Source organism: Mesorhizobium sp. M2A.F.Ca.ET.067.02.1.1, assembly GCF_004023285.1.
Taxonomy (GTDB): Bacteria; Pseudomonadota; Alphaproteobacteria; order Rhizobiales; family Rhizobiaceae; genus Mesorhizobium.
On the sequence record NZ_RZSB01000128.1, the window covers coordinates 1 to 10,605 of the forward strand.

General features: G+C 64.3%; 9 protein-coding genes. 5 read left to right on the forward strand and 4 right to left on the reverse strand.

Annotated features, from left to right (window positions below):
• Nucleotides 1–1,971: efflux RND transporter permease subunit (locus tag EOA28_RS12205; protein WP_148670695.1), on the reverse strand; the 1,971-nt coding region annotated here is incomplete at its 3' end.
• Nucleotides 1,968–3,227 (reverse strand): efflux RND transporter periplasmic adaptor subunit, encoded by a 1,260-nt coding sequence (locus tag EOA28_RS12210; protein ID WP_245463393.1) that lies wholly within the window; start codon nt 3,225–3,227, stop codon nt 1,968–1,970. The genes EOA28_RS12210 and EOA28_RS12205, both read right to left, overlap by 4 nt.
• Before the next feature lie 141 nt (nt 3,228–3,368).
• Between EOA28_RS12210 and EOA28_RS12215 the strand changes: the two genes are divergently transcribed.
• Together EOA28_RS12215 and EOA28_RS12220 are read left to right on the forward strand one after the other, a co-directional pair.
• Entirely contained in the window at nt 3,369–3,902 is a 534-nt protein-coding gene (locus EOA28_RS12215) for a TetR/AcrR family transcriptional regulator (RefSeq protein ID WP_126080903.1), read from the forward strand.
• 91 nt (nt 3,903–3,993) lie between these two features.
• On the forward strand, nt 3,994–5,604 hold the full coding sequence (locus tag EOA28_RS12220; RefSeq protein ID WP_127251236.1) for an inorganic phosphate transporter: 1,611 nt from the start codon (nt 3,994–3,996) through the stop codon (nt 5,602–5,604).
• 444 nt (nt 5,605–6,048) lie between these two features.
• On the opposite strand, the gene EOA28_RS12225 is transcribed toward EOA28_RS12220, so the two are convergent.
• Nucleotides 6,049–7,209, reverse strand: a complete 1,161-nt coding sequence (locus EOA28_RS12225) for a patatin-like phospholipase family protein (RefSeq protein ID WP_127251237.1) — start codon at nt 7,207–7,209, stop codon at nt 6,049–6,051.
• On the reverse strand, nt 7,202–7,990 hold the full coding sequence (locus EOA28_RS12230; RefSeq protein ID WP_127251238.1) for an acetoacetate decarboxylase: 789 nt from the start codon (nt 7,988–7,990) through the stop codon (nt 7,202–7,204). Before EOA28_RS12230 ends, EOA28_RS12225 begins: the two co-directional genes overlap by 8 nt.
• A 226-nt stretch (nt 7,991–8,216) precedes the next feature.
• Between EOA28_RS12230 and EOA28_RS12235 the strand changes: the two genes are divergently transcribed.
• From EOA28_RS12235 to EOA28_RS12245, 3 genes are all read left to right on the forward strand, one after another.
• Nucleotides 8,217–9,005 carry a 3-hydroxybutyrate dehydrogenase gene (locus EOA28_RS12235; RefSeq protein WP_127251239.1) on the forward strand — a complete coding sequence of 263 codons (789 nt, stop codon included), beginning with the start codon at nt 8,217–8,219 and terminating at the stop codon, nt 9,003–9,005.
• A 278-nt stretch (nt 9,006–9,283) separates the two neighbouring features.
• Nucleotides 9,284–10,102, forward strand: coding sequence for a sulfurtransferase/chromate resistance protein (locus EOA28_RS12240; protein ID WP_127251240.1), 819 nt, complete (start codon nt 9,284–9,286; stop codon nt 10,100–10,102).
• The coding region (locus tag EOA28_RS12245; RefSeq protein ID WP_148670696.1) for a chromate transporter at nt 10,099–10,605 on the forward strand (507 nt) is incomplete at its 3' end. The genes EOA28_RS12240 and EOA28_RS12245, both read left to right, overlap by 4 nt.

The window sequence follows — 10,605 nt, forward strand, 5'->3', positions numbered from 1 at the left end:
GACCCGGGCGCAGTTCTCGGCCGTTGCCTTCGGCGGCGCGAAGACGAAGGCCTGAACGCCGGCGACCTTGGCGAGCCGTGCGGTGATGTCGGCCTGCAGTTCCTTCGAATTGCGCTTGCGGTCCGCCCAATCCTTGAAGGCGAAGCCGACGAAGGCGCTGTTGGTGGCGCCGCCGAAGGCAACGGCCGAGAACTGCGCCCGGGTCTCGGGGATGTCCCTCACCAGGCCGAGCATCTGGTTGACATAGGTCTCGGTGTAGTCCGACGTCGCATAGCGCGGCGCGGTCACCAGAGAGAGCAGGAAGCCCTGGTCTTCTTCGGGCGCCAGTTCGGTCGAGGTCTTGGTGAACATGAAGCCGGTGAGGGCGACAAGCGCCACGACGATGATCAGCGTCACCGGCCGGTTCCGGAGCGAGGCGGTGACGGCCCGTTCATAGAAGCGCTCGACGCGGCTGAATGTACCATCGACGATGCGCTGGAAGCGTCCGTGCTGGCCAGCCTTCAGCAAACGCGCCGACATCATCGGCGTGATCGTCATGGCGATCAGGCCCGACAGCACCACAGAGCCGGCCAGCGTCACCGCGAATTCGCGGAACAGCGCGCCGGTCAGGCCTCCGGTGAAGGCAAGTGGGGCGAACACGGCGGCCAGCGTGATGGTCATCGCCACGATGGCCGTCGCGATCTCGCGCATGCCGTTGAAGGCCGCCTGCATCGGCGACATGTGGTCCTCTTCCATGTGGCGGTGGATGTTTTCCACCACCACGATGGCGTCGTCGACGACGAGGCCGATCGCCAGCACCATGGCAAGCAGCGACAGAAGGTTGATCGAGTAGCCGACCGCAAACAGGATGAAGCAGACGCCGATCAGCGACAGGGGGATGGTCACGATCGGCATCATCACCGAGCGGAACGAGCCGAGGAACAGAAGGATCACCACGATGACGATGGCGACGGCCTCGCCGATGGTCTTGAACACTTCCTCGATCGAGGCGCTGATCTGGCCGGTGGCGTCGTAGACGACCTCGATCGTCATGCCTTTCGGCAGCGTTTCCTGAATCACCGGCACGAGCTTGGTGACCGCGGCCGCAGTCGTCAGCGGGTTGGCGGCCGGCGTCGGGAAGATGGCGAGGAAGGTTCCCGGCTTGCCGTTGAAGCTCACCCTGGTGTCGGTGCTGGCCGCGCCGAGCTCGACACGCGCGACATCGCGCAGGCGCACAACCTCGCCGTTCGTCGAGCGGATCGGGAGCTGGGCGAAGGCCTCCGGCGTCTGCAGGGTCGAATGCACGGTGATCGAGGAGACCACATACTCGTTCTGGGTGTTGCCGGGCGCCGACAGGAAATTCGAGTTGTTGATGGCGGTCAGCACGTCAACCGCCGTGGCGCCGCGCGCGGCGAGCCGGATCGGGTCGATCCAGATGCGCATGGAATATTCCTGGGCGCCGAAGATCTGGACGTCGGCGACGCCTTCCACGGTCGAAATGCGGGGCCGAATGACGCGCTCGATATACTCAGTGAGCTGCTCCTTCGTCATGTTCGGGTTCTGCATCGAGATGTACATCATCGCGAACTGCTGCCCGGTGCCCTTGACGATGACCGGATCCTTGGAGGCGTCCGGCAAGGTGCCGCGCACGCCCTGGACCTTGGACAGCACCTCGGCGAGCGCGACGTCCGGATTGGAGCCGAGCTTCATCTGCACCGTGACCGTGCTCGAGGACGGACGGCTGGACGAGGTGACGTAGTCGATGTTTTCGGTCGAGGCGACGGCGCGCGCGATCGGCGCCGAGATGAAGCCCTGGATGAGGTCGGCGCTGGCGCCCGGATAGGCCGTGGTGATCGTGATCGCCGTCTCGTCAACCTTGGGATACTGGCGGATCGACAGGCCGAAGATGCCCTGGAAGCCCAGCAGCAGGATCATGCAGGCCAGCACCGTCGACAAGACGGGCCGGCGAATGAAGAGGTCGGAAAAGCTCATTGCTGAACCTCTTTGTTCGCCGATTTGCTGGGGTCGATAGTGTTGTCGACAGCAACCGACATGCCGTTGAAGAGCCGGTTCTGGCCGGCGGTGACGACCTGGTCGCCGTCCTTGAGGCCCTCGACGATCTCGACCATGCCGTTGTTGCGGCGGCCGAGCTTCACGAAGATCTGCGAGATGGTGAACGCCTGCTGCTGCGCGGCATCGGCCGGCTTGGCGTCAGCCGGCTTCGTGGCGTTGTCGGCGGGTTTGGACGCGTCCGCCTGCGGCTTGGCGGCATCGGCGGTGGCCTTCTGCTCGTCCGGCTTTGCCGGCGCGGCAGCGGCGCCCTCCGCCGGCTTTGCCGGCACAACCACGAAGACATAATCGCCGTAGAGGCTCGTCGTCACCGCGGTTTGCGGCACGGAGATGACATTGTCTTCCTGCGGCAGCTCGACACGGATCTGGACGAACTGGCCAGGCGTCAGCTTGCCTTCCGGATTGGCGACCTCGCCGCGGATCGAAACCAGCCGGCTTGCCGGATCGATCTTGGGATCGATGCCGCGGATGGAGCCGGCAAACGACATGTCCGCAAGGCTGCTGCCGAGCTTGACGGTCTGGCCGATCTTGAGCAGCGGCAGCTGCTGTTCGGGAACCGTGAAGTCGACCCGCATCGTGTCCAGATCCTGGATCGTCACCACCGAATTGCCGGGGGCCAGATATTGGCCGATATCGATCTTCGGGATGCCGACCGTGCCGCCGAAGGGCGCGGACAATTGCTTCTGGTCGAGCACCGCCTGCAGCTTGTTCACCTGTGCCGCCGAGGCATCCGCGGCGGCGCGCGCGGCGTCGAGCGTCGCGTCCGTGCCGACGCCGCGCCGCTGCAATTCGATCGCGCGGGTCAGCGCCGCCTGGTCGGAGGCGGCCTGCGCCTTCTGCGCCACCAGATCAGCCTTCTCGACCGCGTCGTCCAGCTGCAGGAGCACCGCGTCGGTGGCGACCTTCTGGTTGGCGTGGAAGAGGATGTTCTTGACGATGCCGCTCGTTTCGACGGTAAGGTCGACGCCGCGCACGGCATTGACGGTGCCGATGGCCTCGACGCCCGGCGTCCATTCCGAAGGCTTGACGACCACTGTCGAGACCGTGGCGGCCGGCGGCTTCATGGTGGCGAAATACTGCTTGATGCCGGCATCGCGCATGAAGTTGAAACCAACGATGCCGACGCAGACGAGAGCGAGCAGAATCAGGAACACAGCGATGGTGAAAAAGCGCTTCACGGACAGTCCCTCGAGCCGGCAACCGGCAAACAATCGATGCCGGGACACATATCGACAACAGGTCCCGACTTCAAACGGCGCCTTACTGTACCGGCTGGACGGTCTTGTCAATTCCGCCTAAGCTAATATAGGGGAGGCGTGATGAGAGCACCCAGGGCAAACTCACGCGAAAAGATACTTGCCGCCGCCGCCGACGTGGCGCGCGAAGCAGGCCCGGGAAGCTTGTCGCTCGAGGCAGTCGCCAGCCGCGCCGGGGTGTCGAAGGGCGGCTTGCTTTACAACTTCCCGACCAAGGCCAAGCTGATGCAGGGCCTTGTCGAAAGCTATCTCCGCGACTTCCAGACGGCGTTGGAAGCACGCACCGCCGAGGCCAGGCACGAAAGCGCCCTCTCGGCCTATATCAAGCTGTCGGCCGACGACTGCGAGCGACCGAAACCCTCGGCCTCCTGGATTTTCTCGGCGATCGCCGAAGATCCCGATTTCCTGGCGCCGATAAAGGCCTTCAAGCACCAACTGCTCGAACGGTTGAAGGAAGAGACCAGCGATCTCGGCTCGCTGCTGGTCTGCTTTCTCGCCATCGAGGGGATGCGCAGCATGAACCTTTTCGATTCCGATGTGCTTTCCGAAGACGAGCATAAGCTTCTGGTGGCCTCGCTCCTGAAGATAGCCGGATAGGTGGCCTGCCGGCCAAGGCGTCACACCAGCTTCATCCTAGGGACATAGCGTCCTTCCCGGTTCTTTGCTGCAATGCAAATGGAGTGGGACAATGGTGGACGTAGTTTCAAGTGAGGCGGGGATCCCGAGACCGGATCATCCCTTGGAGCAATCGGGCGGGGCGAAATGGTTTCTGCCGGCTTTCGGCGTGCTGGTGCTCGTCGGCATCATCTATGTCGGCTACGCGCTCAGCCAGGATCTGGCGATCGCCAAGACGGTACCGTGGATCCTGCTCGGCATAGCGCTTCTGATTGCGCTGGGCTTCGAATTCGTCAACGGCTTCCACGACACCGCCAACGCCGTCGCCACCGTCATCTACACGCGGTCGCTGCCGGCCGAATTCGCCGTCATGTGGTCCGGCGTCTTCAACTTCCTCGGCGTCTTGACCTCGAGCGGCGCCGTGGCGTTCGGCATCCTGTCGCTGCTGCCGGTCGAGCTCATCCTGCAGGTCGGCTCGTCATCCGGCTTCGCTATGGTGTTCGCCCTTCTGGTCGCCGCCATCCTGTGGAACCTGGGCACGTGGTTCCTCGGCCTGCCGGCTTCGAGCTCGCACACCATGGTCGGTTCGATCATCGGCGTCGGCCTCGCCAACCAGTTCATGGCTCCGGCAGGAAGCGCCACCAGCGGCGTCGATTGGGGGCAGGCGACCAATGTCGGCACCACCCTGCTGGTCTCGCCGATCGTTGGGTTCTTCGCCGCCGCGGTGCTGCTCTATGCGATGAAGCTCCTGGTGCGTAATCCTGCCCTCTACGAAGCGCCGAAGGGCAAAACGCCGCCGCCATGGTGGATCCGCGCGCTGCTGATCTTCACCTGCACCGGCGTCAGCTTCGCGCATGGCTCCAATGACGGCCAGAAGGGCATGGGCTTGATCATGCTGATCCTGATCGGCGTGGTGCCGACCGCCTATGCGCTCAACCGCACGCCCGACATCAACTATCTCGACGCCTATAAGTCGGCATCCGTCGCCGTCGAGCAGGCGCTGGGCAAATATGTCAAGCCGGGGGTCACCGTCGCGGATGACAATGCCGCAAAGGCCGCCGTGCAGGAAGCCGTGCGCAGCAAGTCGTGGAACGATCAGACGACGCTCGCGCTGCAGACCTACATCCACAGCACGACCGCCGGGCTGCAGCCCTACGCCACCGTCGACAACGTTCCGACCGACCTGGTCAGCAACGCGCGCAACGACATCTACCTGATCGGCGAGGCGCTGAAGCTGATCGACAAGAAGAAGCTGCTGCCGATGCAGCGCGCCGACCTGAAGGCGGTCACCGACTATCACAAGGCGGTCGACAACGCGACGAAATTCATCCCGCTGTGGGTGAAGATCGCCGTGGCGCTGGCGCTTGGGCTCGGCACCATGGTCGGCTGGAAGCGCATAGTCGTCACCGTCGGCGAGAAGATCGGCAAGAGCCACCTGACCTATGGCCAGGGCGCCGCCGCCGAGCTGGTCGCGATGGTCACCATCGGCATGGCCGACCGTCTCGGCCTGCCGGTGTCGACCACCCATGTGCTGTCGTCCGGCGTCGCCGGCACGATGGCGGCCAACGGCTCCGGCCTGCAGTGGTCGACCGTGCGCAATCTTCTGCTGGCCTGGGTGCTCACGCTGCCCTGCTCGATCGCGCTCGCCTTCGTGCTGTTCGTGATCTTCCGCCAGGTTTTCTGAGTCTGGCGCAAAGAGTTCAAAAAGGCAGCGCCGGTCGCCGGCGCTGCCTTTTTTGTTTGGGCAAACCCATGTTCGGGACACGAGTCGCGAGGGATGTATTTGCTGCGTCGAAATAGCGCTCGGAGATAGCCGAGCGCCCCTCATGTCGTCATTCCATGGCGGAGCAAGGAGCGAAAGACGCGGCGCAGACCATAGAATCCATTCCGTTACCTATGAGCGTCACGGCGGTCAGAAAGATCTTTGTTCTGCGCCGTCTTTACCCTTCGCGCCAAGCCACGGAATGGATCCTCGGGTCTTCGCGACGCCGCTTCGCGGCTGCTCCGCCCGTGGATGACGACGCGAGGCAGGGTTTCGACAAGCCGTAGGGCCGATCCGCTCGATCGAACGACTGGGTTCTCGCGGCCAACAGATACGATGCCGCTGAAAGCCGCAGCGCAGGGCTGATCAGGTCGGGTCTTCGCGATGCAGGTCGTGGATGGTGACGCCATCGGCATTGTCGGGCAGCATCAGCCATTTCTTGTGGCGCAGCGTGCGCTCGGTGTCTTCCAGGCCCATCTCCCAGTGCTCGCGCATCGAGGTGCCGGAGAACTCATAGTCCTTGGCGTGGCCTTCATAGCCTTTGTGCTGGTAGATCAGGTGGACGATGTTGACCACGCCGGCGTCGGAATAGTCGGCGATCAATTCCCTCTCGCCGTCCTTCAACTGCTCCGGCGGCACGCGCTTCAGCGCGTCAAGCAGCTTCATCTTGAGCGCGTGGATGCGCTGGAAATTGTCGGTGTTCTGGCGCGTGCGGCTGGAATACATGATGTCCTTGTGGCGCGACAGGACGTCGGCCATGCCGCGCGGCAGCACGCCGCGGGCGCTGAACAGATCGACCTGGAAAACCAGCGAGGAGCGGTCCTCCTCCTGGTCGAGCAGATATTGCAGCGGCGTGTTGGAGACGATGCCGCCATCCCAGTAATACTCGCCCTCGATGCGGATCGAGGGAAAGGCCGGCGGCAGCGCGCCGCTCGCCATGATGTGCTCCGGCCCGATGCGCACCTTGTCGGTGTCGAAATAAACGAAATTGCCGGTCCGGACATTGACCGCACCGACGCTCAACCGCTTCCTGCCGTCGTTCAGCACGTCGAAATCGATCAGGCTTTCCAGCGTGTCCTTGAGCTCGGCGGTGTCGTAGAAGCTGGTGGCGCCGTCTGCCCCGGCCAGCTGGAACCAGGGGTTGGGGCTGCGCGGCTTGAAGAAGCCTGGTTGGCCCATGGCCATGGTCATGAATGACGAGGTCTGGTTGCGGATATCGCGATAGATGTCGCCTTCCGGCGTATAGGCCCAGATCTTGCGGCCCGAGACGGTCTGCCAGAACTGCTCCAGCCGCTGCAGGCGGCGGCTCGGCTCGTTGCCGGCGATGATCGAGGCATTGATGGCACCGATCGAGACGCCGGACAGCCAGGTCGGCTCGCAGCCGGCGTCGGCTAGCGCCTGATAGACGCCGGCCTGATAGGCGCCGAGCGCGCCGCCGCCCTGGAAGACCAGGGCGATGCGGTCGTATTGCGCGGTGATTTCAGCGATGGTGGCGGCGGCCGCCCTGTTGCGGTTACGCTCAAGCACCGGCTTTCTCCAGCGCCTTCACGCCGGCAGCCGATCGGCCGTGGTCGGCGAGATAATCATGCACGACTTCGCCGAGGCCGAGCGTCAGGTCGGCGGTGAAGTGAACGGCCGAGACGATGTCGAGCACAGGCAGCTTGGCCACATCGGCCATGACATGGGGGCGCAGGTCGAGCGCGGCGGGCGCCGTCCAGGCCTCCTTCAGTGTGACGTCGGTGAGATAGTAACGCACCAGCTCGCAGATGCGCGGGCTGCCGTCGACATGCGGAATGATCTTGATCAGGAAATTGGGCGCGGCGAGCGCTGCCAGCACCTGGTCGTGGTCGGCCTCGCGATGCTTGTAGCCCATGGTGCCGGTGGCGCACAGAACGCTGCCATAATGCAGCGTGCCGACCACCACCTCGCCCTCATGCACGATCTTGGGGCTGGCGAGCTTCTTGGGGAAGCCCCAGAGCTCGCGGCCGCCGGCGATCGGCGCGTCGTCGTCGAGATACATGGAATGCACATAGCCGCCATGCTGGCCCTTATAGCGCACCGGGATGACCTGGCCGGTCTCGGTGTAGTCGCCGAAGCCGGTCGAGTCCGGCATGCGGATGAACTCGTATTTGACCAGCGGCTCGTCAATCTCGAGCGGCGCGGGCACGACCGCCTCCAACGCCTCACGCGTGGTGCGGTAGGTGATGATGATGTATTCGCGGTCGAAGAAACGGTAGGGTCCGGGCGGGAAGGAAGGGTTGGTGAGGGGCATCGCGTAGGCGCGCTTCACGACATCGTCGATTTCCAAGCTATTCACCCATCGGTTCAGGAACGACACGCGCTGGACGCGCGGCAGGATATGTTGCACGGCACCATGACAGTGCCATGTCAGCCGCATCGAGCGCCAGCTTGGCGGGCATCGGACAGCATCACAACATTGTAATCGCTACGACATATGGTCATGGCGTTGTCATGCTGCGGCGCACAAACTATGTGCCCTTGTAGTTCCCTTCCCTCCTGTCGCGAGATCTCCCATGGGTTCCCTGTCTTCGAAGAATGCGCTCGTCACCGGCTCGACCAGCGGCATCGGCCTTGCAATCGCCCGCGCCTTCGCCGCCGAGGGCGCCAACGTCACCATCAACGGCCTGGGCGATGACGCGGTGATCGAGCAGGAGCGGGCCGGCATCGAAAGGGATTTCGGCGTCAAGTGCCGTTACTCGGACGCCAACATGATCGATGGCGCAGCCGTCACCGCCATGATCCATGAGGCCGAGGAGGCGTTCGGCAGCCTCGACATCCTGGTCAACAATGCCGGCATCCAGCATGTCGCGCCGATCGAGGAATTTCCCGACGACAAGTGGGAGGCCATCATCCGCATCAATCTGCTTGCCGCCTTCTACGCCATCAAGGCGGCGGTGCCGGGCATGAAGCGCCGCACATGGGGCCGCATCATCAACACGGCCTCGGCGCATGCGCTGGTCGCTTCGCCGTTCAAGTCGGCCTATGTCTCGGCCAAGCATGGCATTGCCGGCCTGACCAAGACGGTGGCGCTGGAAGTGGCGCAGGACGGCATCACCGTCAATGCGATCGCGCCCGGCTATGTCTGGACGCCGCTGGTCGAGAAGCAGATCCCCGACACGATGAAGGCGCGCGGCATGACCGAGGAACAGGTCAAGCACGATGTGCTGCTGGCAGCGCAGCCGACCAAGGAATTCGTCACCGTCGAGGAGCTTGCCGCGCTGACGCTTTTCCTGTGCTCGGACGCCGCCAAGCAGATCACCGGCGCGACCCTGCCGATGGATGGCGGCTGGACCGCGCAGTAGGGCAAAGGTCGTTTCAGGGAAGGGCGGAGCGGAGCTCGCGTCCTCATAGAGCAGTTCACCGTTTCACGGAAACAGTGAACCGCTCTATCTCTCTGTTTTTGCGCAATTCCGGACGGAAAACCGCTCACACTTTTCCTGGAATTGCTCTAGGCAATTTGATTTCTTGACAATCGCAGGGGACCGTTCCAGCATTCCCGTAAGGGGTTCCCCGCGATGACCCCGTGAGGCGTCAGCCCAACGATCGCGTCCAGACTCTCTCTGTTCAGGAGGTGGACGCCATGCCATCAACAACCGCAATCACCGTTCCGCAGCTTGCCCGTATCGTCGGCCTGCCCGACGCGCCTTGCCTGGTCGATGTGCGCACCGACGAGGACTATGAAGCCGACCCGCGCCTGCTGCCGGCGTCATGCCGGCGCGATTTCCGGACTGTGTCGACCTGGGCGGCCGAGTTCTCCGGAGCAAAAGTCGCCGTCATCTGCCAGAGGGGGCAGAAACTCTCGCAAGGCGTTGCCGCATGGCTGCGTCATGAAGGCATTCCGGCGGAGTCGCTGGAAGGCGGCTTCGAGGCCTGGGTCGCCGCCAAGGCGCCATTGGTCAGCGCCAGCGCGATCCCGCCGCGCGACGAAAAGGGGCGCACGGTCTGGGTCACGCGTTCGCGGCCGAAGGTCGACCGCATCGCCTGCCCCTGGCTGATCCGCCGCTTCGTCGATCCCGAGGCGGTGTTCCTGTTCGTCGATCCGGCCGAGGTGCCCCTGGTGGCCGATCGCTTCGGCGCGGTTCCCTTCGACATCGAAGGCGTGTTCTGGAGCCATCGGGGCGATCGCTGCAGCTTCGACACGATGATCGAGGAATTCGGCCTGCGCGTCGACGCGCTCGACCGACTGGCGCTGATCGTGCGGGCCGCCGATACGGCGCGCCTCGACCTCGTCCCGCAGGCGGCCGGGTTCCTCGCCGCCTCGCTCGGCCTGTCGCGCATGTTTCGCGACGATCTCGAGCAGTTGGAAGCCGGCATGCTGCTCTACGACGCCTTCTTCCGCTGGTGCCGCGACGCCGCGGACGAGACGCATAACTGGCCGGCCGGAGGCAAGGCGCCATGACCGCGCTCGCCAAGGACGACGCCGCGCCGCCGGTGGATACCCCCGCCATGCCGAGCTTCCGTGAGGCGACGCGGCTCTGGGCCAAGATCGGCCTGCTGTCCTTCGGCGGGCCGGCCGGGCAGATCGCGCTGATGCACAAAGAGCTGGTCGAGGAGCGCCGCTGGATCGGCGAGGAGCGTTTTCTGCACGCGCTCAACTATTGCATGCTCCTGCCTGGACCTGAGGCGCAGCAGCTTGCCGTCTATATCGGCTGGCTCCTGCACCGGACCGCCGGCGGCCTCGTCGCCGGCACACTGTTCGTGCTGCCCGGCGCGCTGGTGATGCTTTGTCTGAGCAGCTTCTACATGCTCTACAACGACGCGCCGGTGGTCGAGGCGCTGTTCTTCGGGGTCAAGGCGGCGGTGCTGGCCGTCGTCGTCGAGGCGGTGATCCGCATCGGCAAGCGGGCGCTGAAGAACCGCGTAATGGTGGCGATCGCGGTGGCGGCCTTCCTGGCGATCTAC

Bases quoted from the DNA above. Each gene is read 5' to 3' on its own strand.
- EOA28_RS12215 (WP_126080903.1), top strand. From the start codon at position 3,369: ATGAGAGCACCCAGGGCAAACTCACGCGAAAAGATACTTGCCGCCGCC.
- EOA28_RS12240 (WP_127251240.1), top strand. From the start codon at position 9,284: ATGCCATCAACAACCGCAATCACCGTTCCGCAGCTTGCCCGTATCGTC.
- EOA28_RS12220 (WP_127251236.1), top strand. From the start codon at position 3,994: ATGGTGGACGTAGTTTCAAGTGAGGCGGGGATCCCGAGACCGGATCAT.
- EOA28_RS12235 (WP_127251239.1), top strand. From the start codon at position 8,217: ATGGGTTCCCTGTCTTCGAAGAATGCGCTCGTCACCGGCTCGACCAGC.